The 23,892-nt window shown below is 63.8% G+C and carries 22 protein-coding genes; 14 read left to right on the top strand and 8 right to left on the bottom strand.

The features are described from left to right. The 3 genes from rpmA (at position 1) to JHX88_RS13335 (ending at position 2,081) form a co-directional block, all read left to right on the top strand. The gene (rpmA, locus tag JHX88_RS13345; protein WP_076523391.1) at positions 1–273 is read left to right on the top strand and encodes a 50S ribosomal protein L27; all 273 of its coding nucleotides are present in this window, start codon (positions 1–3) and stop codon (positions 271–273) included. A gap of 83 nt (positions 274–356) precedes the next feature. Continuing rightward, positions 357–941: a GNAT family N-acetyltransferase gene (locus tag JHX88_RS13340; protein WP_272848274.1), complete on the top strand. Its 585-nt coding sequence runs from the start codon at positions 357–359 to the stop codon at positions 939–941. Between the two features lie 150 nt (positions 942–1,091). Continuing rightward, positions 1,092–2,081: an LLM class flavin-dependent oxidoreductase gene (locus JHX88_RS13335; RefSeq protein WP_419182339.1), complete on the top strand. Its 990-nt coding sequence runs from the start codon at positions 1,092–1,094 to the stop codon at positions 2,079–2,081. On the opposite strand, the gene JHX88_RS13330 is transcribed toward JHX88_RS13335, so the two are convergent. The 3 genes from JHX88_RS13330 to JHX88_RS13320 are packed head-to-tail and all read right to left on the bottom strand — an operon-like array spanning position 2,078 to position 4,823. Beyond that, on the bottom strand, positions 2,078–3,379 hold the full coding sequence (locus tag JHX88_RS13330) for a TRAP transporter large permease (protein WP_076523389.1): 1,302 nt from the start codon (positions 3,377–3,379) through the stop codon (positions 2,078–2,080). The genes JHX88_RS13335 and JHX88_RS13330 overlap by 4 nt on opposite strands. After that, positions 3,372–3,836: a TRAP transporter small permease gene (locus JHX88_RS13325; protein WP_076523387.1), complete on the bottom strand. Its 465-nt coding sequence runs from the start codon at positions 3,834–3,836 to the stop codon at positions 3,372–3,374. The genes JHX88_RS13330 and JHX88_RS13325 overlap by 8 nt, the downstream gene beginning before the upstream one ends. Continuing rightward, positions 3,837–4,823 (bottom strand): DctP family TRAP transporter solute-binding subunit, encoded by a 987-nt coding sequence (locus JHX88_RS13320; protein ID WP_076523385.1) that lies wholly within the window; start codon positions 4,821–4,823, stop codon positions 3,837–3,839. It lies immediately after the preceding gene. 122 nt (positions 4,824–4,945) lie between these two features. On the opposite strand from JHX88_RS13320, the gene JHX88_RS13315 reads away from it, so the two are divergent. The 11 genes from JHX88_RS13315 (at position 4,946) to JHX88_RS13265 (ending at position 20,187) form a co-directional block, all read left to right on the top strand. Beyond that, positions 4,946–6,142 carry an acetyl-CoA acetyltransferase gene (locus tag JHX88_RS13315; protein WP_076523383.1) on the top strand — a complete coding sequence of 399 codons (1,197 nt, stop codon included), beginning with the start codon at positions 4,946–4,948 and terminating at the stop codon, positions 6,140–6,142. Next, positions 6,139–7,692, top strand: coding sequence for an acyl-CoA synthetase (locus JHX88_RS13310; RefSeq protein ID WP_076523381.1), 1,554 nt, complete (start codon positions 6,139–6,141; stop codon positions 7,690–7,692). The genes JHX88_RS13315 and JHX88_RS13310 overlap by 4 nt, the downstream gene beginning before the upstream one ends. Next, a complete protein-coding gene (locus JHX88_RS13305; protein ID WP_076523379.1) occupies positions 7,685–8,491 on the top strand; it encodes a hypothetical protein in 807 nt (268 codons plus the stop codon). Before JHX88_RS13310 ends, JHX88_RS13305 begins: the two co-directional genes overlap by 8 nt. A 180-nt stretch (positions 8,492–8,671) precedes the next feature. After that, positions 8,672–11,044 (top strand): ATP-dependent helicase, encoded by a 2,373-nt coding sequence (locus JHX88_RS13300; protein ID WP_076523793.1) that lies wholly within the window; start codon positions 8,672–8,674, stop codon positions 11,042–11,044. A 328-nt stretch (positions 11,045–11,372) separates the two neighbouring features. Continuing rightward, entirely contained in the window at positions 11,373–13,328 is a 1,956-nt protein-coding gene (gene acs, locus JHX88_RS13295) for an acetate--CoA ligase (protein WP_076523377.1), read from the top strand. 105 nt (positions 13,329–13,433) lie between these two features. Further along, positions 13,434–13,691, top strand: a complete 258-nt coding sequence (locus tag JHX88_RS13290; RefSeq protein ID WP_076523375.1) for a DUF4212 domain-containing protein — start codon at positions 13,434–13,436, stop codon at positions 13,689–13,691. Positions 13,692–13,694: 3 nt separating this feature from the next. After that, on the top strand, positions 13,695–15,425 hold the full coding sequence (locus tag JHX88_RS13285; RefSeq protein ID WP_076523373.1) for a sodium:solute symporter family protein: 1,731 nt from the start codon (positions 13,695–13,697) through the stop codon (positions 15,423–15,425). 118 nt (positions 15,426–15,543) lie between these two features. Then, positions 15,544–17,352, top strand: coding sequence for a DUF294 nucleotidyltransferase-like domain-containing protein (locus tag JHX88_RS13280; protein WP_076523371.1), 1,809 nt, complete (start codon positions 15,544–15,546; stop codon positions 17,350–17,352). After that, a complete protein-coding gene (locus JHX88_RS13275) occupies positions 17,349–17,849 on the top strand; it encodes a hypothetical protein (RefSeq protein WP_076523370.1) in 501 nt (166 codons plus the stop codon). Before JHX88_RS13280 ends, JHX88_RS13275 begins: the two co-directional genes overlap by 4 nt. Then, entirely contained in the window at positions 17,849–18,217 is a 369-nt protein-coding gene (locus tag JHX88_RS13270; protein WP_076523790.1) for a response regulator transcription factor, read from the top strand. The genes JHX88_RS13275 and JHX88_RS13270 overlap by 1 nt, the downstream gene beginning before the upstream one ends. Beyond that, complete coding sequence (locus JHX88_RS13265; protein ID WP_076523368.1) at positions 18,214–20,187, top strand: 3'-5' exonuclease; 1,974 nt, start codon at positions 18,214–18,216, stop codon at positions 20,185–20,187. Before JHX88_RS13270 ends, JHX88_RS13265 begins: the two co-directional genes overlap by 4 nt. Here JHX88_RS13265 and JHX88_RS13260 read toward each other — a convergent pair. From JHX88_RS13260 to trpA, 5 genes are all read right to left on the bottom strand, one after another. Then, on the bottom strand, positions 20,133–20,597 hold the full coding sequence (locus JHX88_RS13260; RefSeq protein ID WP_076523366.1) for a hypothetical protein: 465 nt from the start codon (positions 20,595–20,597) through the stop codon (positions 20,133–20,135). The two genes, JHX88_RS13265 and JHX88_RS13260, sit on opposite strands and share 55 nt — an antisense overlap. A gap of 80 nt (positions 20,598–20,677) precedes the next feature. Continuing rightward, positions 20,678–21,406 carry a molecular chaperone DjiA gene (locus JHX88_RS13255; protein WP_076523364.1) on the bottom strand — a complete coding sequence of 243 codons (729 nt, stop codon included), beginning with the start codon at positions 21,404–21,406 and terminating at the stop codon, positions 20,678–20,680. A 484-nt stretch (positions 21,407–21,890) separates the two neighbouring features. Continuing rightward, positions 21,891–22,391 (bottom strand): GNAT family N-acetyltransferase, encoded by a 501-nt coding sequence (locus tag JHX88_RS13250; protein WP_076523362.1) that lies wholly within the window; start codon positions 22,389–22,391, stop codon positions 21,891–21,893. Beyond that, a complete protein-coding gene (locus JHX88_RS13245; RefSeq protein ID WP_076523360.1) occupies positions 22,388–22,963 on the bottom strand; it encodes a VOC family protein in 576 nt (191 codons plus the stop codon). The genes JHX88_RS13250 and JHX88_RS13245 overlap by 4 nt, the downstream gene beginning before the upstream one ends. A 6-nt stretch (positions 22,964–22,969) precedes the next feature. Continuing rightward, positions 22,970–23,767, bottom strand: a complete 798-nt coding sequence (gene trpA / locus JHX88_RS13240) for a tryptophan synthase subunit alpha (protein ID WP_076523358.1) — start codon at positions 23,765–23,767, stop codon at positions 22,970–22,972. Positions 23,768–23,892: the final 125 nt, after the last annotated feature.

Genomic DNA, 23,892 nt, shown 5'->3' with positions numbered 1-23,892 from the left:
ATGGCACATAAGAAAGCAGGCGGTTCGTCCCGCAACGGTCGCGATTCGGCCGGTCGCCGTCTTGGCGTGAAACTCTATGGCGGGCAGGTTGCGACCGCCGGCAACATCATCGTGCGTCAGCGCGGCACCAAGTGGTGGCCGGGCGATAATGTTGGCATGGGCAAGGATCATACCCTGTTCGCGCTGACCGATGGCCAGGTGACCTTCAAGAAGGGTCTCAAGGGGCGCACCTTCATTTCGGTAATTCCAGCGACCCAGGTGGCCGCCGAGTAACCCAAAGGTAACATTCCGATGTTAGAGGGGGGATCGGCGAAAGCCGGTCCCCCAAGCTTTTTTCCGGGGGAGGAAAAATGATGATGACTGCACCGATGCGGGAGGGAACGCGTTTGGATGATCTGAATATTCTTGATGCTGCAGTGCTGGATCAGCCAGTCATCGAAACTGATCGTTTCGTGCTGCGTCCGCTGCGCCCGTCCGACACTGGGATGATTTCGCACTATACGGCTGATCGCCGCGTGGCCGAGGGCACGCGGGCGATCCCGCATCCCTTGCCGCCCGGCGCATCCGAGGGCTTCGTCGCCCGTGCCCTTTCCCCTGACAGGACCGAGGATGTTTGGGCCATCGACGGCTCGGCCAATCGCCTGGACGAGCTTTTGGGTGTGGTGTCGCTGACCCGGATGGAGGGAAACCAGTCCGAGCTGGGTTTCTGGATCGGTGCGGGCTTCTGGAATACCGGCTTCGCGACCGAGGCGGTCGAGGCGCTGGTCGCGGCGAATCCACATGGTTCGCGGACCCTGTTCGCCGAGGCGTTCCAGGATAATCCCGGTTCGGCGCGGGTGCTGACCAATAGCGGCTTTGTCTATCTTGGCGATGCCGAGAGCTGGTCGGTGGCGCGCAATGCCCGGGTGCCGACTTGGACCTATCTGCGCAAGATGGGATGATGTTTGGGGATGAAAGGGGGCGCTCGCGCCCCCTCTTGCGCTGACGCGCAATTCACCCCCGAGGATATCTTCCTGAAGAAGAAAGGGGTGGATTGCAGAATATGCAAATGCAGCTATTGCATTTGATGCCGGGCTGCATAACTGCGGCATATGAGCAGCATTCCTTACTCCCTTCTTGATCTGTCGCCGGTGCCCGAGGGCTTTACCGCGGCGGATGCCATTTCCAACACGATCGACCTTGCCCGGCATGCCGAGGGCTGGGGCTATTCCCGCTACTGGATGGCCGAGCATCACAACATGCCCGGTATCGCCAGCGCCGCGACGGCGGTGCTGATATCGCTGGTGGCACAGGCGACCGAACGGATGCGCGTAGGGGCGGGCGGGATCATGCTGCCCAATCACGCGCCGCTGACCGTGGCCGAGGCTTTCGGCACGCTGGCGACGGCCTTTCCCGACCGGATCGATCTGGGGCTGGGGCGGGCTCCGGGCGGTGATGGCGCGGTGATACGGGCGCTGAGGCGTGATCCGATGGCCGACAGTTTTCCGCAGGACGTGGTGGAGCTTCTGGATTACTTCGGGCCAGAACGTCCCGGCGCGACGGTGCGGGCGCTGCCCGGGGAAGGCACGGAGGTTCCGGTCTGGATCCTGGGCAGCAGCTTGTTCGGGGCGCAACTGGCCGCGCATCTGGGGCTGCCCTATGCCTTCGCCAGCCATTTCGCCCCAGGCGATCTGGAGCAGGCACTGGCTGTCTATCGCGATCGTTTCCGCCCGTCTCGCTGGAATGAGAAGCCAAGGGCGATGCTGGCGATCAATGTCTTTGCCGCAGATGATTCAGACGATGCGCATTACCTGCGCACGACGATGCAACTGGCCTTTGCGCGGCTTCGCACCGGGATGCCCGGCAAGCTGCCTCGCCCGACCCGCGATCTCGATGCCGAGATCACCCCGCAGATGCGGCGCATGGTCGATCAGGCCCTGCGGATCACCGCTGTCGGAAACCGCGAGCAGGTGCGCGATCAGCTTGCCGCGCTGATCGAGACGCATGAACCTGACGAGGTGATCCTCACCGGTCAGATCCATGATCACGCCGCGAGGCTGCGCAGTTTCGAGATCGCTGCCGGGGCGATGCAGGACCTCTAGGGCAGTAGCACCTGCGTCAGTCCCGGGAAAGCCGCGATGATGGCCAGGCCGATCACGCTGGTCAGCAGGAATGGCAGCGCGCCGCGGGCAACTTTCTCCAGCGGTAGGCGGGTGATATTGGCGGCCACGTAAAGATTGATCCCGACCGGCGGGGTGATCAGGCCGATGGCGAGGTTGACCATGATCAGCACGCCGAACCAGATCGGATCCCATTGCAGCTCTCGCATCACCGGCAGGAAGATCGGCAGGCAGATGAACATGATCGTCACCGCATCCATGAACATGCCCGCGACCAGCACCACCAGCATGATCACCGCGAGGATCACCCATTGGTTCTGCGACAATCCCAGAAGCGCGCCGGAATACTGCCCGATCAGGTCATCCACGGTGACCACCCAACCGAACAGCCCGGCATAGGCGACAACCAGCATCACCACCGAAGATCCTGCCGCGCTGTCGGCAAGGCATTCATAGAGGCCGCGAATGTTCAACGTGCGATAGGCCAGCCCGCCGACCGCCAACGCATAGACCGAGGCGACGATGGCGGCCTCGGTCGGGGTGAAGATGCCGGAATAGATGCCGCCCAGGATCACCACCGGGGTCATCAGCCCCCAGAAACTGTCCATGAAGCTGCGCCATAGCGCCGCGCCATAGGACAGGCCGGGATAGGGATTCGGGCTCAGTGCCTTCGTGGCCGTCGCGTTCTTGACCCGGCCGAAAGGCAGGGCGCAGAGCATCAGCGCGCCACAGACGAGGCCGGGGATGATCGCGGCGATGAACAGGTCGGCGATCGAGGTTTCGGCCAGAACGCCATAGATGACCAGCCCGATCGAGGGTGGGATGACGATGGACATGGCCGCGCCGGTGCTGACCAGCCCGGCCGCGAAGGCCCGGGAATAGCCGTCGTCTTCCATGGATTTGATGATCATCGGGCCGATGGCGGCGACCGAGGCGGGGCCGGAGCCGCTGACCGCGCCCCAGAACAGGCAAACCACCGTGCCGACAAGCCCCATGCCGCCCGGCAGCCCTCCGACCAGAACCCGGAAAAAACGGATCATCCGGTCGGCAATGCCCAGCTTGCCCATCAGGTTACCGGCGAGGATGAAGAAGGGGATCGCCAGCAGCGAGAATTTCCCGATGCTGGCACTCAGCAGATCTCCGACCAGATCGAGGCCGAAGCCAAGCTGCCACATCGCCGCCAGGGCTGACAGGCCGAGCGCGAAGGCGACCGGGACCCGCAGGATCAGGAACAGGAAGAACAGCCCGACCATCATGCTGCCCGCGCCGATATCAATCATTGCGTGCCGGACCTTTCAGTGCTGCCTGGACATAGCGGATCAGCACCAGCGCAAAGCCGAAGGGCAGGCCGGCGGAATACCACCAGAGCGGCAGGCCAAGCGCATAGCTGCGCATGCCGTTGCCCATCTGGTTGAGCAATAACTGCCAGCAAAACCAGACCGAGGCGGCCAGCAGCAGCACCGACAGCAGGGTGGCAATGACGATAACCGCCCGCCGCAAGGGGGCGGGCAGCATGTTGGTGACCAGTTCGACAGCCAGGTGCTCGCCCCGCCGCGCGGCGATGGCCGCACCGAAGACCGTCAGCAGCACGAAGCCGCCGGTCAGCAATTCCTCGGTCGCGGCCAGCGACTGGTTGGTGCCGTAGCGGACGACGACATTGGCAAAGCCAAGCAGCGTCATCAGCAAGAGCAGCACCGCGCAGACGAGTTTCTCGAACTGATCCAGCAGCAGGCGCATTTACTGCGCGCTTGCTTCGTCGGTGAACAGCTTGACGATATCGGCGCCGATCTGCTCGGACCATTTGTCGAAGCTGGGCTGTGTCGCCTCCTTGAAGGCCGCCAGATCCTCGGGCGTGGGTTCATAGACTTCCATGCCCTGCTCCTTCAGGAATTCCAGCCCTTCGGCGGTGGCTTCGCGGCTGATCTCGATCTGGTAGGCCATCGCCTCGTCGGCGGCCTTCTGGAACTGCGCCCTGGTCTCGTCGTCGAGGCCATCCCATTTCTCTTTCGAGATGCCGAGGAACAGCGGGTCATAGCTGTAATGCCATGGCGTGATATATTTCTGCACCTCGTAGACGCGCTGGGGGATGATCACCGCGCCGATGGGGTTCTCCTGCCCGTCCACGACACCTTGCTGCAGCGCCGGGAAGGTCTCGGTCCATTGCATCTGCTGCGGGTTGGCGCCCAGATCGTTCATCACGTCGATATACATCGGGCCCGCGACGCGCATCTTGAGGCCGTTCATGTCCTCGGGCGATTTGATCGGATGCTTGGAATTGGTCACCTCGCGGAACCCGTTCTCGCCCCATGCGAGGATGCGGATGCCGTGGCCTGCCATGATCTCTTCCATCTTGTCGCCGGCCTTGCCCGCCGTGGTGCGGTCCACCGCGTCGTAATCGGCATACAGATAGGGCAGCGAGAAGGCGGCCATTTCCGGCGCCAGCGGGGTGACGTTGATGGCCGAGGTCAGCACCAGGTCGATGGCGCCGCGCCCGGTCATCTCGGCCTGTTTCATCTGGTCGCCACCCGAAAGCTGGGCATTCGGAAAGACCCGGACCTCGTATTCGTCGCCGGTTTCTGCGGCCAGAAGCTCTGCGAATTTGTCGGCGCCTTGCTGCCATGTCGTCGTGTCGCCGGTATTATGCGACAGGCGCAGCGATTCGGCGCTGGCGGGCAGGCACAGGGCAAGCGCGGTTGTCAGCCCAAGGGCCATTTTCGTGAACATCGTAATTCCTCCCGATCGAATTTCGGGGCATCTTTACGGAATTGGCCGAGCGGCACAATATGTCGCGCAGCGAAAAACCGTCACGCAGGGGAACGTTCCCTGCCGCGGCAACGGAGGAATACATGACCGATCACAGCAATCTGTCGTCCGCGCCCGAAGGGCAGATCATCGGATGGGCCCATAGCCGTTTCGGCAAATCCGAGGCCCCGGATGTCGAGGCGCTGATGGCCGAGGTCACCAGCGCCGCGCTGGATCACGCCGCCATGTCCGCCGATCAGGTCGAGGGGATTTTCGTCGGCGTCTTCAACGGCGGTTTCCAGAAACAGGGGTTCGAGGCGGCGCTGGTCGCGCTTGGCGCCGATGGGCTGGCGCATACGCCCGCCGTGCGGCTGGAGAATGCCTGCGCCACCGGCTCGGCGGCGATCACGGCGGCACTGGATTTCATCGGATCGGGGCGGGGGCGCGTGGCGCTGGTGATCGGGGCCGAGAAGATGACCGCTACGCCGGGCGCCGAGATCGGGGATATCCTGCTCGGTGCATCTTATCGCAGCGAGGAGGGCGATACGCCGGGCGGTTTCGCGGGCGTCTTCGGGGGCATCGCCAACAGCTATTTCCAGCGCTACGGAGATGCTTCGCGCGAGCTTGCGATGATTGCGGCCAAGAACCACGCCAATGGCGCGCTGAACCCCTATGCGCACATGCAGAAGGATTTCGGCTTCGATTTCTGCAATACCGTCAGTGACAAGAACCCCATCGCGGCAGGACCGCTGAGGCGCACCGACTGCTCGCTGGTCTCGGACGGGGCGGCGGCGCTGGTGATCGCGCATCCCGATATTGCCGCGGACGCCCCGCGTGCCATCGCATTCCGTGCGCAGCGTCAGGCCAATGACTATCTGCCACTGTCCCGCCGCGATCCGCTTGAATTTGCCGGGGCAAGGCGGGCATGGGCGCAGGGGTTGGCGCAGGCGGGCGTGTCGCTGGACGACCTGTCGCTGGTCGAAACGCATGATTGCTTCACCGTCGCCGAATTATTGGAATACGAGGCGATGGGACTGGCCGAGCGTGGGCAGGGCGGGCGCATCATTGCCGAGGGCGTCACCGCGCGCGGCGGCAGGTTGCCGGTGAATCCCTCGGGCGGGTTGAAATCGCGCGGTCACCCCATCGGTGCCACCGGCGTTTCACAGCATGTCATGGCCGCGATGCAACTGGCTGACGAGGCCGGGGCGATGCAGATCCCGGATGCCGCGCTGGCGGGGGTCTTCAACATGGGCGGGGCTGCGGTCGCCAATTACGTCTCGATCCTTGAGAGGGTGAAATGAACCTGCCCTGTTCCACCCGGACGATGAACCTTGGCCACCTGCTGGACCAGACTGCCCGACGCCTGCCTGACCATCCGGCGATGATCTGGGGCGAGCAACGCTGGAGCTGGTCACAGATGCGCGCCCGCGTGGACGCGATGGCCCGGCTGCTGGCGGCGCAGGGTGTGGGCAAGGGCGACCGGGTGCTGGTGCAATCGCCGAACAACAACCAGATGTGGGAAAGTCTCTGGGCCTGCCTGAAACTGGGTGCCATCTGGGTGCCCGCGAATTTCCGCGGCGCGCCGGACGATCTGCGTTGGATGGTGGAGCTGGCGCAGCCAAAGCTGCTGATCTGCCATGCGGATTATCCCGATCACGCCGATATGGGTTTGCCGGTGCTGGTCATCGGGCAGGCCGATTTCGGCCCCGATATCGACGAGGCCTTGGCCGCTCAGGATAATGCCCCGCTGCGCGCCACGGATGTAGAGCGCGACAACCCGGCCTGGCTGTTCTTTACCTCCGGCTCGACCGGCAAGCCCAAGGCGGCGGTGCTGACCCATGGGCAGATGGGCTTTGTCATCGCCAACCACCTTGCCGACCTGATCCCCGGCACGACCGAGCAGGACGCCTCGCTGGTCGTCGCGCCGCTCAGCCACGGGGCGGGCATCCACCAGATGCTGCAGGTGGCGCGAGGGGCGGTCACGATCCTGCCGGAAAAAGGCTTCGATCCCGCCGAGATTTGGCGGCTGGTTGAAACGCACCGCGTCTCGAACATGTTCACCGTGCCGACCATCGTGAAGCTGCTGACCGAAGATCCGGCGGTCGACCGGTTCGATCATTCCAGCCTGCGCCATGTCATCTATGCCGGTGCGCCGATGTATCGCGCCGACCAGATCCGGGCGCTGGAAAAGCTCGGTCCCGTATTGGTGCAGTATTTCGGATTGGGAGAGGTGACGGGCTGCATCACCGTTCTGCCCGCGCACCTGCATGAAACCGGCGAGGGTTGGGTGCTGGAGGGATCATGCGGCTACCCCCGCACCGGCATCCAGATCGAGATCCAGGACGAGGCGGGCAATCCCTTGCCCCCCGGCGAGACGGGCGAGCTTTGCATCACCGGCGGCGCGGTTTTCGCGGGCTACTGGAACAACCCCGAGGCCAATGCCAAGAGCTTCCGCAACGGCTGGTTCCGCACCGGCGATCTGGGCCATATGGACGAGCGCGGCTTTTTCTATCTGACCGGGCGCGAAAGCGACATGTTCATCTCGGGTGGCTCGAATATCCATCCGCGCGAGATCGAAGAGAAATTGCTGCTGCATCCCGATGTCGCGGAATGCGCCGTGCTCGGCATGCCGGACCCGAAATGGGGCGAGGTCGGCGTGGCGATCTGCGTGGCGCGCGGCGATGCGCAACCCGACATGGAGGCGTGGCTGGGGCCGAAGATCGCCCGCTACAAGCTGCCCAAAAGGTTCCTGTTCTGGGAGGCGTTGCCGAAATCTGGCTATGGCAAGATCACCAAGAAGCTGGTCCGCGAGGAATTGATCCGCCGCGATAACGAGGCCGGAAATGGCTGAAACCTTGCGCCATCCCGGCCCAGCAGATGGGCCGCGCCTGATATTGGCGCGAAGCCGGGTCGAGCGCCGATCCGTCACTCTGGCAGCGGGAAAGCCTCTGGAGGCCGTCATTGCCGAGGCTCTGGAAGGCGTCGACAGCGCCTGGATCACATTCGCCGATGCACGGGGCGATCTGCGTTTCGTGCTGCCTGACCGAGCGACGGACGGTGTGCATGGCGCATGGTATTCCGCGCCCCGCGACTTGCCGGATGCGCCGATCCATCGGGCGGGGATTGTCTGGGGCTGGCGCGAAGGCCGGATGTTCGGGCATTGCCATGGGCTTTGGGGCGAGACGATGGGGCACCTGTTGCTGGATGCCTCGCGGTTGACTCGCCCGGTTCAGGCCGAGGTTCTGCTGTTTCCTGATGCGCGTTTCAGGGCAGAGGAGGATAGCGAGACTGCCTTTACTCTTTTCAAGCCGACAGGCGGGATTGCCGGGAAAGCGGATGCCGCGCTTTTGCGGATCGCACCGCATGTCGATCTTTGTGCCGGGGTGGCGGATGCAGTGAAAGAATTGGGCTGGTCCGGCGCTCGGGTCGAGGGAATAGGCAGCCTGAATACGGCCCGTTTTGCCGATGGCGCCGTTCTGGACATCCATGCGAGCGAATTCCTGATCTCCGACGGGCGGGCGACGGAGAGCGCGACGGATATCGCCATCGATATTGTCGGGATCGATGGGATCCGGGCCTCGGGGCGGCTGGAGCCGGGCCGTAATCCCGTTTGCGTCACGGCGGAACTGATCCTGCTGCGTGAGGAGTAGGACGGTTTGGCCGGAGAGGGTTCATATTGCGTCCCGCGATAGCCGGGGCTCCGCCCCGGACCCCGAGGTATTTGGACAAAGAAGAAGTGAGATTAGGACAAGGCGGCATTCTTTCGTTTAGGATGAACAAATAATGAACATCGACTTTCCTTGTGGCGCGGTCGCGGTTATGTTGCCGCTATGGAGCCGATTGATGATTCCGATACCGTCCCGCTGTCGCAACGTGCCCTTGCCGCGCGGCCCGCGCCCTATCTTGAAGGTCTGAACCCGGCTCAACGCGCCGCCGTCGAGACTTTGGAGGGGCCGGTGCTGATGCTGGCCGGGGCGGGGACCGGCAAGACCCGGGCGCTGACCACGCGCATCGCGCATCTGCTGATGCTGGGAAAGGCGCGGCCGGGGCAAATTCTGGCCGTCACATTCACCAACAAGGCCGCGCGCGAGATGAAAAACCGGATCACCGCGCTGTTGGGCGAGACGGTCGAGGGGATGCCGTGGCTGGGCACCTTCCATTCGATCTGCGTCAAGATCCTGCGCCGGCACGCGGAACTGATCGGCAATGGCGAGCTGCATCTGAAACCTGCCTTCACCATCCTTGATACCGACGATCAGATCCGGCTTCTGAAACAACTGATCCAGGCCGAGAACCTGGATGAAAAGCGCTGGCCGGCCCGGCAATTGGCGCATCTGATTGATGGTTGGAAGAACCGCTGCCTGTCCCCGGCCAATCTGCCAAGGGGCGAGAAGGCGGCATTCGATGGTTGGGGCGGGCAGCTTTACGCGGCCTATCAGGACCGGCTTTTGTCGCTGAACGCCGTCGATTTCGGCGATCTGCTGATGCATTGCGTAACGCTGTTCCAAGCGTATCCCGATGTGCTGAAAAGCTGGCAGGAACGGTTCCGCTATATTCTGGTGGACGAGTATCAGGATACCAATGTCGCGCAATACATGTGGTTGCGGCTGCTGGCGCAGGCGCATCGCAATATCTGCTGCGTAGGCGATGACGACCAGTCGATCTATGGCTGGCGCGGTGCCGAGGTGGGCAATATCCTGCGTTTCGAGCAGGATTTCCCCGGCGCGCAGGTGGTGCGGCTGGAGCAGAACTATCGTTCGACCCCGCAGATCCTGTCGGCGGCATCGGGGCTGATCGCTGCCAATAGCGGACGGCTTGGCAAGACGCTCTGGACCGAGTCGGAGGCGGGCGAGAAGGTCCGCCTGATCGGGCATTGGGACAGCGAGGCCGAGGCGCGCTGGATTGGCGAGGAGATCGAGGCATTCCAGGGCGGGCACCGCGCCGGGATGGACGCAGTCAGCCTGGATGATGTCGCGATACTGGTGCGTGCCAGCCATCAGATGCGGGCTTTCGAGGACCGATTCATGACTATCGGCTTGCCCTATCGCGTCATCGGCGGGCCGCGCTTTTACGAACGGGCCGAGATTCGCGATGCGATGGCCTATTTCCGGCTGGTTGTTAGCCCTTCCGACGATCTGGCTTTCGAGCGGATCGTGAATACGCCCAAGCGGGGGGTGGGCGACAAGGCACTGAAAACGATCCAGGCCGTGGCGCGGCAGCATGGGGTGCCACTGCTGGAAGGCGCGCGGATCGCGGTGGAGGAGGGGCAACTGGGTGGCAAGGGGCTGGCCAATCTGCGCGATTTCGTGGCGTCGCATGGGCGTTGGCGCGCCGATGCGCTGGATGCCGAGGCCAGCCATGTCGAACTGGCCGAGCGGATACTGGACGAGTCCGGCTATACCGTCATGTGGCAAAACGACAAATCGCCGGATGCGCCGGGGCGGCTTGACAACCTCAAGGAACTGGTCAAGGCGCTGGAGGAATTCGACAATCTTCAGGGCTTCTTGGAGCATGTTTCGCTGGTCATGGATCGCGACAATGGCGAGGCGGGGGAAGAGGTCAGCATCATGACCCTGCACGGTGCCAAGGGGTTGGAATTCCCTGTGGTTTTCCTGCCGGGATGGGAGGATGGGCTGTTCCCGAACCAGCGCGCCATGGACGAGAACGGCACCAAGGGCCTCGAGGAAGAGCGACGGCTGGCCTATGTCGGCATTACCCGGGCTGAGCGTCTGGCGGTGATCAGCTTTGCCGGGAACCGGCGGTTATACGGGCAATGGCAAAGCTCTATGCCGTCAAGATTCATTGATGAACTACCCGAAGACTATATCGAAGTCCTGACGCCGCCGGGGCTGTATGGCGGCGGGTACGGGGCTGCAATGGCCTTTGCCGGGGCGAATCCCGGAACCGATATGCATGACCGGGCGGCGCAGGCGGATGTCTATAACTCGCCGGGATGGAAGCGGATGCAGGCGCGGGCGGCAGAGCGCAAGGCGCCAGTGGCGCGGCGCGCGCCCGTGACCATCGATGCCGAGGCTGCTGCGCATTTCAGCGTCGGGGACAAGGTCAGCCATGCCAAGTTCGGCGAGGGTCAGATCATGGGCATCGCCGAGGATACGCTGACCGTGCAATTCGCGGCGGGGTTCAAGACGATCAAGGCCGCCTATGTGACGCCCGCAGGCAATGATCAGGACGTGCCGTTCTAGATTTTCATCAGGCAAGGCATTCGTGATTGCGTTCCGCGATGGCTAGGCGCCGTGCTCTGTTGCCGGCTGCCATCTCGAGCCGGGGCAGTCCTTTCCGAGACAGTTTCAGAAAAGAAGGCATGTCTGTCCTGCCTCTGACGGGTTTGTGAATATTTTACAAAATTCTCCATTTCTGTGTGAATAAATTTACATAATTTTTCTTATATAAAAACAACTTAACATGATATATAGCTGTCTGTTAACATGGCTCGCATCGCTGATCGATACCGTCCGAATGGACGCTCTTGGCGATGCGGCGGGTTTTGTTACGGCTGCGAGGAGGGGACTCATGAGTTCTGAAAATATTGGCAAACACGCGATCCCGGCGGGTTTCGAGAATGCCCATGTGAAACCGGCGGATTACGACCGGCTATATGCCGAATCGATCCAGGACCCCGAGGCATTCTGGGGCCGCGAGGGCAAGCGGCTGGACTGGATCAAGCCCTATACGAAGGTCAAGAATACTGACTTTACCTTTGGCAATGTCAGCATCAAGTGGTTCGAGGATGGCGAGTTGAATGTCGCAGCGAATTGCATCGACCGGCATCTGCCCAAGCGCGCCGATCAGACCGCGATCATCTTCGAGCCCGACGATCCCAAGGATCCGGCGCAGCATATCACCTATGCGCAGCTTTCCGAGAAGGTGAACCGGATGGCGAATGTGTTGCGCGATCAGGGCGTGAAAAAGGGCGACCGGGTGGTGATCTACCTGCCGATGATCCCCGAGGCAGCCTATGCGATGCTGGCCTGCGCGCGGATCGGGGCGATCCATTCCATCGTCTTCGCGGGATTTTCTCCGGATGCGCTGGCCAATCGGATCAACGATTCCGGCGCGCAAATCCTGATCACTGCCGATGGGGCACCGCGGGGGGGCCGCAAGACCGCGCTGAAATCCAATGCGGATCAGGCGCTGCTGAGCTGTTCGGACAAGGTGCGTTGTCTTGTCGTCAAGCATACCGGCGACCAGACCACATGGACCGAGGGCCGCGATATCGACGTCAAGGCACTGATGGCCGAGGCCGCGACGGAATGCGCGCCCGAGGCGATGAATGCCGAGGATCCGCTGTTCGTCCTGTATACCTCGGGCTCGACCGGCAAGCCGAAGGGTGTCGTGCATTCGACCGGGGGCTACCTGGTCTTTGCGGCGATGACGCATCAATACACCTTCGACTATCAGGAAGGCGACATCTACTGGTGCACGGCGGATGTCGGATGGGTCACCGGGCACAGCTATATCGTCTATGGCCCACTGGCCAATGGCGCGACCACGCTGATGTTCGAGGGGGTGCCGACATGGCCCGACGCCGGCCGTTTCTGGGAGGTCTGCGCCAAGCACAAGGTTAACCAGTTCTACACCGCGCCGACCGCCATCCGGGCGCTGATGGGCAAGGGGCCGGAATTCGTCGAGAAGCACGATCTGTCCAGCCTGCGCATTCTCGGCACGGTCGGCGAGCCGATCAATCCCGAGGCCTGGAACTGGTACGATACCCATGTCGGCAAGGGCAAATGCCCGATCGTCGATACATGGTGGCAGACCGAGACGGGCGGCCACCTGATCACCCCCATGCCCGGCGCGACGGAAACCAAGCCGGGATCGGCCACGGTGCCGTTCTTCGGCATCCAGCCTGCTATTCTCGAGCCTGAAAGCGCCAAACCGGTGGAGGGCAACCCTGCCGAGGGCGTTCTCTGCATCGCCGATAGTTGGCCGGGGCAGATGCGCACGGTCTGGGGCGATCACAAGCGCTTTGAAGAGACCTATTTCCAGCAATATCCGGGCTATTACTTTACCGGCGACGGCTGCCGCCGGGACGAGGACGGCTATTACTGGATCACCGGGCGGGTGGATGACGTCATCAACGTCTCGGGCCATCGGATGGGTACTGCCGAGGTCGAATCGGCGCTGGTCGCCCATGAGAAGGTCGCCGAGGCGGCGGTGGTCGGTTACCCGCATCCCGTCAAGGGGCAGGGCATCTATGCCTATGTCACGCTGATGAACGGTGTCGAGCCGTCCGAGGAATTGCGCTCCGAGCTGGAGAAATGGGTTCGCAACGAGATCGGCCCGATCGCCAAGCCCGACCTGATCCAATGGGCTCCCGGCATGCCCAAGACCCGTTCGGGCAAGATCATGCGTCGCATTCTGCGCAAGATCGCCGAGAATGACTATGGCAGTCTCGGCGACACCTCGACCCTGGCAGAGCCGGAAGTCGTGGATGACTTGATCGAGAACCGGATGAACCGGGGCTGATAGCGGCCCCGCCATCGCGCCCCGGCCTTTCCGCCGGGTAACCGGGGCGCCGATCACCAAGGGCGGAAAAGAGGGACATGTCTGAACAGGGGAGGACCGAAGGACATGAGTGATAAACAAGCATCTAACGCATACTGGCGTGCGAATATCCGCACGATCTGGATATGCATCGCCATATGGGCCTTTGTGTCCTATGGCTGCGCCATCCTGTTCCGCCCGCTGCTGTCCGGCATCAGCGTTGGCGGAACCGATCTCGGTTTCTGGTTCGCGCAGCAGGGCTCGATCATCACCTTCGTGATCCTGATCTTCGCCTATGCCTGGCGGATGAACAAACTGGACCGCGAGCACGGGGTGGAGGAATAAGTCATGGAACAATTCACCCTTAACCTCATCGTCGTGGGGCTGACCTTCGCGCTCTATGTCGGTATCGCCTTCTGGGCGCGCGCCGGTTCGACCAGCGAATTCTACGCCGCCGGCCGGGGCGTGCATCCGGTTCTGAACGGCATGGCGACCGGCGCCGACTGGATGTCGGCGGCATCTTTCATCTCGATGGCGGGGATCATCTCGTTTGGCGGCTACGACACTTCGGCCTATCTGATGGGCTGGACTGGCGGCTATGTGCTGTTGGCGATGCTGCTCGCGCCTTACCTGCGCAAGTTCGGCAAGTTCACCGTGCCGGAATTCATCGGCGACCGCTATTACAGCCAGACCGCCCGCCTGATCGCGGTGGTCTGCCTGATCGTCGCCTCGGTCACCTATGTGATCGGGCAGATGAAGGGCGTCGGCGTGGCCTTCTCGGGCTTCCTGAACATGTCATACGAGATGGGCCTGCTGGTCGGCGCGATCATCGTCGCGATTTACGCGGTCCTCGGAGGCATGAAGGGCATCACCTATACGCAGGTTGCGCAATATGTGGTGTTGATCGTCGCCTATACCATCCCGGCGATCTTCATCTCGCTGACCATCACCGGCAACCCGATCCCGGCGCTTGGCCTGTTCAGCAATACGGCTGCCGAGGGCGTGCCGCTTCTGGACAAGCTGGACACGGTGATCCAGGAGCTCGGTTTCTCCAGCTACACGGCACAGACGGACAGCACGCTGAACATCTTCCTGTTCACCCTGTCGCTGATGATCGGCACCGCCGGTCTGCCGCATGTGATCGTGCGCTTCTTCACCGTGCCGCGCGTGGCCGATGCGCGGACCTCGGCTGGCTGGGCGCTGGTGTTCATCGCGCTTCTGTACCTGACTGCTCCGGCGGTGGGGGCCATGGCGCGGCTGAACTTCGTCGATACGATGTGGCCCAATGGTCCGCAGGAGGACGCGATCGCCATCGAAGAGATGCCGCACTGGGTCCAGAACTGGGAGCGCACCGGGCTTCTGGCCTTCGAGGACAAGAACGGCGATGGCCGCATCGAGTACTGGGCCGACGAAGAGAAGAACGAGGCCGTCAAGGTGGACCGCGACATCATGGTCCTGGCCAATCCCGAGATTGCGGGACTGCCGGGTTGGGTGATCGCCCTCGTGGTCGCCGGTGGGCTTGCAGCGGCGCTTTCAACCGCTGCAGGGCTGCTGATGGCGATTTCCTCTGCCGTGTCGCATGACCTGATCAAATCGATGATCAATCCCAATATCAGCGAGAAGAACGAGCTGATGGCGGCGAGGATCTCGATGCTGGTCGCCATTGCCGCGGCGACATGGCTGGGGCTCAACCCACCCGGCTTTGCGGCGCAGACCGTGGCGCTGGCCTTCGGGATTGCGGGTGCATCGCTGTTCCCGGCGATCCTGATGGGGATCTTCTCGAAGCGGATGAACTCCCAGGGCGCGATTGCAGGGATGCTCGCGGGTCTGTTGACCACGGTCATCTATATCTTCCTGCACAAGGGCTGGTTCTTCATCCCCGACACCAACAGCTTCACGGATGCCGATCCGCTGCTGTTGTCGATCAAATCGACAAGCTTCGGTGCCGTGGGTGCGATGATCAACTTCGCCGTCGGTTACTTTGTGTCGAACGCGACGCAGGAACCGCCGGAAGAAGTGCAGGAACTGGTCGAGTCGATCCGCGTGCCGAAAGGCGCCGGTGCGGCTCAGGCGCACTGATGACGTGAAACAAATGCGGGGGGCTGCCTGCCCCCCGCACCCCCCGGGGATATTTGCATGAAGAAGAAGGAACGATCCTTTCATGCCTTTCCCTGGTATTTCGGTGGGATCGTGAAGAATGTCCGGGATCTCTGATTTCATTTCTACCGTTCATCCCTATGACAGCCTGTCGCGGGACGAGTTGGCGCGGGTCGCCACCTCTTTCAGCCGCAGGAGTTATCCGGCGGGTGCCGAGATCTATCATTTCGGCGACCTCCTGCCCGGTCTGTTCCTCATCGAAAGCGGGGCCGTCCATGTCACCGACCGCAATGGCGAGTCGGTTTCGGAACTGGGGCCGCGCAACTCGTTCGGCGAGCGGGGCCTGCTGCGCGACGGTTGTGCGGTGACTTCGGCGCGGACGGTGGAAGATTCGGTCGTCCTGATGCTGCCCCGGGCCGAGTTGACGCAGCTGATGGCCACGTCTCGCCCGGTTGCGCGTTTCTTCGATCGTGGCGGCGGGGCGATGCTGCGAACCGCCGATGTGGCATTGCTGAAGGTGGGGGATCTGCTCAACCGCCGCCCGCAAAGCTGCCCTCCCGATACGCCCATCATCGACGCCGCGCGGCTGATGCGTGACGCGCAGGTCAGCAGTCTGGGCGTCACCGAGGGAGAGCGGCTGATCGGGCTGGTGACGATCCGGGACATGTCGAGCCGCGTGGTGGCCGAGGGGCGCGACCTGCACAGTCCCGTGGCCGAGGTGATGACCGCCGATCCGATTACCCTGCCGCCCTCGGCGCTTGGCTATGACGTGCTGAACATCATGCTCGAGAAGCGGATCGGGCATTTACCCATTATCGAGGACGGCCGCTTCATCGGCATGATCAGCCAGACCGACCTGACGCGGGTTCAGGCGATCTCGGCCACGGCCCTGATCCGCGATATCTCGCAGGCCAAGACGGTGGCCGAGATGGCCGAGACGACGGCCCGCATCCCCGACCTTCTCGCGCAACTGGTCAGGGCGCATCAGCGGCACGAGGTCATCACGCGGATGATCTCGGATATCGCCGATGCGGTGACACGCCGCCTGCTCGAGATGGCCGAGACGCAGCTTGGGCCGGCCCCCGTGCCCTATCTCTGGGCGGCTTGCGGCAGCCAGGGGCGGCAGGAACAGACCGGGGTGAGCGACCAGGACAATTGCCTGATCCTCGCCGATGGTGCCGATCCGGCAGAGCCTTATTTCGAGGCGCTGGCCCGCTTCGTCTGCGACGGGCTGAACGAATGCGGCTATGTCTATTGTCCTGGAGACATGATGGCGACCAATCCCCGCTGGCGGCAACCGCGCGATGTCTGGCGCCGCTATTTCCGCGACTGGATCGCCACCCCCGATCCCGAGGCGCAGATGCTTGCCTCGGTCATGTTCGATCTGCGCGCCATCGGCGGGGATGGCACGCTTCTGACCGGACTGCAGGTCGAAACGCTGGAGCGGGCCGAGAAGAACTCGATCTTCGTGGCGCATATGGTGACGAACTCGCTCAAGCATCGCCCGCCCCTGGGTTTCATCGGAGGCTTCTCGACGATCCGCTCGGGCGAACATCGCGACCATATCGACATGAAACATGGCGGCGTCGTGCCTGTCACCGATCTGGCGCGGATCTATGCGCTTCAGGGGCGGTTGACGCCGGTCAACACGCGCGCGAGGTTGCAGGATGCCGAGGCCAAGGGCGTGATCTCGGGCAGCGGCGCGCGCGATTTGATCGCGGCCTATGACCTGATCCAGACGATACGGCTGGATAACCAGGCCGACCTGATCCGTGCCAGTCGTGCGCCCGACAATTACCTCTCGCCCGCCGACCTGCCGGATTTCGAGCGGAGCCATCTGCGCGACGCATTCGTGGTGGTGCGCGGAATGCAATCGGCCGCGGGCCATGGGAAAGGATTTCTGGGATGACCGCTACGGGTGTCGAGCTTCTGGGGGCAATCGCGGTGGGGATCGGTGTTGCGGCGCTGGTCTATGCCCTGATGCATGCCGCGCGCAAGGTGGGGTTCTCGCCCGCCCGCTGGCTATTGCCCGCCTGTGCCGGACTGGCGATGATCGGCTATTCGGTGTGGAACGATTACGCTTGGTTCGGTCGTGCGAAAGCGCAACTGCCCGAAGGGGCCGAGATGCTGGCCATCGGGCGCGACAGTCAGCCTTGGGCACCCTGGACCTATCTCGCACCGGTGGCCGTCCGTTTCGCGGCACTGGACCCGGCTCAGATCAGTGAACTCGGAGAAGGCAAGCGCCGCGCCGAGATCATGCTGGTCGAGCGGCGTGGACCGACGACGATCGTGCCGCAGGAATTCGACTGCGAGAAGGGCGTCTTCTCTGTCGCGGGCGCTGAATGGACCGCGGCGGAAGCCGATGATCCGGCCTTTACCGCCGTGTGCCAAGCGGAGGCCGGATGATGGCGGATATCCTGGTGGTCGAGGATGAGGACAATATCGCCGTCGCGCTGGATTTCCTGCTGTCGCGGGACGGGCACAACCATTTCCGGCTGGCAACAGGGGCGGGGGCGGTCGAACGGATCCGCGCCGAGCGCCCCGATCTCGTGCTGCTGGACGTGATGCTGCCAGATGTTTCGGGTTACCAGATCGTGCAGGATCTGCGCGCCGATCCGGCGTTGAAACATGTCCGGGTGCTGATGATGACGGCGCGCGGATCGGTTGTCGAGCGCCGCAAAGGGCTGGCGCTTGGCGCAGATGGGTTCATCGCCAAGCCGTTCGAATTGTCCGAGCTCAGGGCGGAAATGGCGCGGCTGCTGGAGCGGGAATGAAAGGGCCGGTCAACCTGCGGCTCCGTGTCCTGCTGATATTCGCGGGGCTTGTATTCGCAGTGCTGACTGTGATCGGCCTGTCGCTCTGGATCGGGGCGGGGCGTTTGCTGGGGAATGGCGTGGCGCTGCGCCAGATACTGGATCCGCTGCTGCAGGCCGGGGTGATCGCGGGTTTTGTCGTGCTGGCGCTGATCGCCGCCCTGTGGTTCCTGTTCGACCGCCATTTTGTCCGTCCCATTGACGGGCTGGCCGGGGCATTGCGGACCGGGCGGGTTCCCGATGCCGACCAGGCGCGCTATCTGGGCGATATCGGTTCTGCCGTTCACGATGCGGCCGAGGCGCGAGCGCATACCGCCGATGCCCTGGACGAGGCGTTGGCCGAACATGCCGCCGAACTCATCCGCGAAAAGGCACGGCTGGAATCGATCCTCGCAGATTTCGGTGCGGCTGCGGTGATGACCGATTCCGGCGGGCGAGTGGTGTTCTACAACGCCTCGGCGGCACGATTGCTGCCGGGGCTGGCGCTGGACCGCCCGATCGAGCGCCACATCGCCCCCGGTGCGATAGAGGCCGCCATGGCGCGTCTTGTGACCGGGGCAGAGGCGACGGATCTGACCTGCCTGACCCTGGAAGGGGTGCGGTTGTCAGGGCGGATGCGCCGGATTGAAAAGGACATCCTGCTAATCCTGCGCGACCATGCCCCCAATCGCCCGCTTCCCCGTGACGCGCTGGAGGCGCTGAGGCGTCATGCCGCGACGCTGGTTCCGATGTTGGATGCGCTGGACGGACCGATCCCGCCCGCGCTGGCAAAGGCGATCAGGGACGAGGGACAGGGGCTGGCCCGCGCAACAAGGCATCTGTCCGAAACCCTGGCCGGGGATGCGCCCACCGCCCGGGCCGGGCTGAACGAGTTGGTGGCCGGGCTGGAAGCGGATGGCGACATGCCGCCCCTGTCGGTCCTTGCCGAGGCCGGGGCGATGAATGCGCTGTTGCGCCGGTTGGATGCAAGGCTTCGCGACATGGGCGCGCGACCGGTTCTGCGCATCCATCGCGAGGACCGGACAGAGCTGTATCTGCGCCTGGAATGGCAGGGTGAGGCGGTGCCAATGGACCGGCTGGAGCGCTGGCTGGAGGAAGCCCCCGATCCCGGCCAGCCCGATCTGAGCGGTGCCGATATTCTGGCCGCTCATGGCTCTGGTATCTGGCCGGAAACCGGCGACAACGGCCCGCGCCTGGTCCTACCCCTGCAGCTTGCGGCGGATCGGCGCGATGCGGTCGGGCTGACCTATGATTTCGCATTGGCCGCAAGGGGGGCGGCGTCATCCCGGCTGGCGGATCTGACCTGTGTCGTGTTCGACACCGAGACGACGGGACTGGCGGCCTCTGACCGGATCGTGCAGATCGCAGGGCTCAGGATCGCGCGGGGGCGGATGACCGGCGAGCGTTTCGAGACGCTGGTCAATCCGGGCCGCCCGATCCCGCCCGGTGCGACCGCGATTCACGGCATCACCGACAAGATGGTTGCGGATGCTCCCGACATGCGCAGCGCCTTGACCGCCTTTCACCATTTTGCCGAGGATGCGGTGCTGGTGGCCCATAATGCCCCTTTCGACATGGGCATGCTACGTGCCACCGAGCCCGAGACCGGGCAGCATTTCGACAACCGGGTGCTGGATACCGTGCTGCTTTCGGCAATGGTCTGGGGGGGCGGGGTGCCACATACGCTGGATGCCTTGGCCGAACGGCTGGATATCGCCATTTCCCCCGATCTGCGGCACAGCGCCATGGGGGACGCTGCCGCCACCGCCGAGATTTTCCTGCGCCTGATCCCGGCGCTGGAGGCGAAGGGCATCACCCGTTTCGAAGAGGTCACGACCGAGGCGCGCGGTCATCGCCGCCTGATCGCCGATGCCAATCAGAGATCGATTTCGGGCGCATCCGGATCGCGCGGGACCGAGGAATCCGGCTGATCCTCGGGCGTGGTGAAATTGCGCAGATCCTCCCCGATGGGTGGAGGCGGCGGCGCGTCCGCCCTGCGCCGGATGACGATATCGCCATTTTCCAGCCGCTCGGGGGGCTCGTAATTGCGTAGATCATCGACCAGGACGCTCAGATCCTTCAGAACCGGCGACAGGTTGTTGAACGCGCCCGACATGTCCTGTCTCAGTTGATCCAGCCCGGGCCCAAGCTCGCGCATGAAATTTTCCATCAGGATGCCGACACCGCGCCCGATCAGGTCGCCCCCGTCTTCCTCGGGTGCAGGCTCACTGTCCTGCAGGGGCGGCTGCCAGGCCTCGGGGTCGTCCTGAGCGAACAGGACGGGCGCGGTCAACAAGGCCGGGGCCAGGAATGCGGCAAGGGTCAGGGCGCGTATCTTCATGTCAGGGAAGATGGGGCGTCCATGGGGCTTGCGCAAGTGATTTGCGTATCCGCTAAGCCTTGCGGCCGCACCGCGCCGCATCAGTTCCCTGTCGGTGCCGGGGGCGTATGCATGGCCCGGAACTTTTCCCATGCCTCGTTGAGACGGCGGGTGCGGGCCTCGGCGAGGCGAACCGCCTCGGGCGGAAGGCCGCGGGCAATGGCGCGGTCGGGATGCGATTCGCGGATCAGGTTGCGCCAATGTTTCCGAGCCTCTGGCAGCGGGGTTTCCAGGGGAATACCAAGCACTTCGCAGGGCGGGCAGCCGGCCTTCGGGTCATGGCGGGCGCGGATCGTCTTGATGCGGGCCTGGGTCAGCCCGAAGATGCGGCCCACCTCGTCGATAAAGGCGATCTCGGCCTCGTGCAGATCGCCATCGGCGACGGCGATGATGAACAGCCCCTCGATCACATCGGCGAGAACCGGATCGCCCGCCGGGAACATGGCCGCGATCCGATGTGCCCATGCGTCGAAACCCGCCACGTCTTGACGGGCCAGGTCAAAGACCCTTGCGGCGTTCTTTTCCTCGGCCCGCGGGATGATGAAGACGCGGCGGAAGGCGGCGACCTCCGAGCGGGCGACGGCACCGTCGGCCTTGGCCAGCTTGGCGCCAAGCGCGATCACCGCGATGGTGAAGGCGACCGAGCGTTCCGGTGGGGTCGCGGCTCGCTGCCGGCCGAGCATTGCCGCCAGACGATCGGCGATGCGCTGCCAGAAGCTGCGGGGCTTCGGCAGATGCGGGCAGACGGGCTGATGCGGGCTCGTATCCATGTCACCAGACTAACGGCTATGAGCACGCTACGGTAGGGGCGAGTTGTCGCTGTGTTCACATCGCAGAGAGCGAGACCGGATACGCAACAGGAGCGTGCGTTGCATCGGCACTGCTGCGCAACAGGGGCGCGTTTTACCCTGCAAATGTTGGAAATTCGGCCGCACGCCCTGTGCACAGGATGTGCACAGGGCGTACACAGCCCGTACACAGACAGCGCGCGCCGCATGACGATTCTCCCGTATTCACGCGGAAAGAAGAGGTGTCAGATGCATGGCCCCGGTATCGGCACTTCAACCTGGTACGAAAAACATACTGCGCCGGGCTGCGATCGTGACGGTGCGTCTTTTCTTCTTCATGCAAATATCCCACGGGGGGTGCCGGGGGGTGTGAAACCCCCCGGCCATCGCGGGACGCAATTCGAAAGGTTCCGGTCGAGGCAGATCCCTGAAGGACCGGATCCGATGGGTCCGGCCTCGGCCAGTATCATCCTGCCAGGTCCTTGCCCATCAGCACCAGGTCGTGGAAGCGTCCGAATTTCCAGCCCGCCGCCGGGATGCGCCCCCATTCGGCATAGCCCATTCGGGCATGAAAGCGGATCGAGATCTCGTTGCTGGCGGTAATTCCGCCGATCATCAGGCGGTGACCTGCGGAGCGGGCGTGGTCCTCGAGCGCGGTCAGCATCAGCGCCGCAGTGCCGGTTCCGCGCGCTTCGGGGGCAAGGTTGATCGAATGCTCCATGCTTTTCGCATAGCCGCCGCCCGCGCGAAACTGGCTGTAAGAGCCGAATCCGGTCACCTTGCCCCTGTCATCCTGGGACAGCAGGAAGGGCTGGCCCGCTGCCTGACGGTCGCGGATGATGGCGGCGATCTCGGATTCGCTGCGCTCGACCGGCCAGAAGGTGATCGCGGTGTCGCGGATGATCGGGTTCCAGATCGCGGCGATTGCGGGCGCATCCTCGGGTAGGGCGGCGCGGATGCGTGTCATAGCTGGACCTCGCCGCCTGGCGTGGAAATGCGGGCCTTGAACCCCGTCGGGCCGGTGGTCAGCGAGATGCGAGGGTCGTTCAGCGGAAGGGATGGGGGCACGGCTACGCTTATGGTCAGGCCGGTCAGGCGTAGCCCGAGATCGGGCAGGCCGTCCGAGGGATGCGCGCCACCGCCCCAGTCTATGCGCATCGGCGTGGTGCCCTGACCGGGCATCTGGCCGGTATCGGGCAGGGTGATCCGCCAGCGCAGATCGGCGCGGCTGACCTCGGCGATATGGGTGGCTTCGGGCGCTTCCAGCGGGGATTGGCGCAGCACCCAACCGGCGATCCGGGGCGGGCCGGTGAAATCCCGTAGTCCGAACCAGCCGGGGCTGCCGGTGCGGGATGCGTCCGGGTCGATGGCGATGAGTTCGAGATACTCGCGGGGCCCGAGCGAGAGCAGCATGTTATGCGTGCCAAGCGCGGGATGCTTGCCGCCCGGCTGCAATTCGACCCCAAGCCGATCCCGCAGCCATGCGGTGCCCTCGTCGAGGCTGCTGGCGGCGATGGCGAAATGGTCGAATTCGAGCATATTGGATCAGCCGCGATGCGCCCCGGCGGCCAGGTCGCGGACGAAGGTGAGGATCTCGGGCACCGGGCGGCCTTCGCCGATCAGCTTGACGATGGCGCTGCCGACGACGCAGCCATCGGCGACCGAGGCGACCTTCTCGGCGGCCTCGGGGGTCGAGATGCCGAAACCCACCACGACCGGCAGATTGGCGGCCTTGCGGATGCGGGCGACCTCGGGGGCGACTTCGGCGGCGTTGGCGGCGGGGCCGCCGGTGATGCCGGTGACGCTGACGTAATAGACGAAGCCGCTGGTGTTCTTGACCACGGCGGGCAGGCGCCGGTCATCGGTGGTCGGTGTCGCGAGGCGGATGAAGTCGAGACCGGCGCGGGCGGCGGGAATGCAAAGCTCGTCATCCTCCTCGGGAGGTAGATCGACGACGATCAGCCCGTCGACCCCGGCCTCTTTCGCGTCGCGCAGGAATTCCTCCACCCCGCCGGGACGCGCATAGATCGGGTTGTAATAGCCCATCATCACGACCGGGGTGGTGTCGTCCTGCTTGCGGAATTCGCGCAGCATGTCGAGGGTGCGGCTGACGCTGCCGCCGGCGGCCAGAGCGCGCTGGCCCGCCGCCTGGATGGTCGGGCCGTCGGCCATCGGATCGGTGAAGGGCATGCCCAGTTCGATGATATCGACACCGGCAGAGGGCAGGCCGCGCATGATCTCGAGCGCGGTGGCGTCATCGGGATCCGAGGCCATCATATAGGCGACGAAGGCCTTTTTGCTCTGTGCCTGAAGCTCTGCGAATCTGTCGTCTATCCTGGTCATGGCCCGCCCCTGCAATCCGTTCCAGCAGGATTAGCCTGCATATGCGGGCGGCGCAATGCGGGGCGAGGCCGAGATACCGAGGTTTCGTCGCCCGCCCGCACAGATCCCGGAAACCGTAGCGGGTA

The organism is Paracoccus saliphilus (genome assembly GCF_028553805.1).
Classification (GTDB): domain Bacteria; phylum Pseudomonadota; class Alphaproteobacteria; order Rhodobacterales; family Rhodobacteraceae; genus Paracoccus; species Paracoccus saliphilus.
Note: the sequence above shows the minus strand (reverse complement) of the source record. Positions and strands in the feature narration are given on the sequence as shown.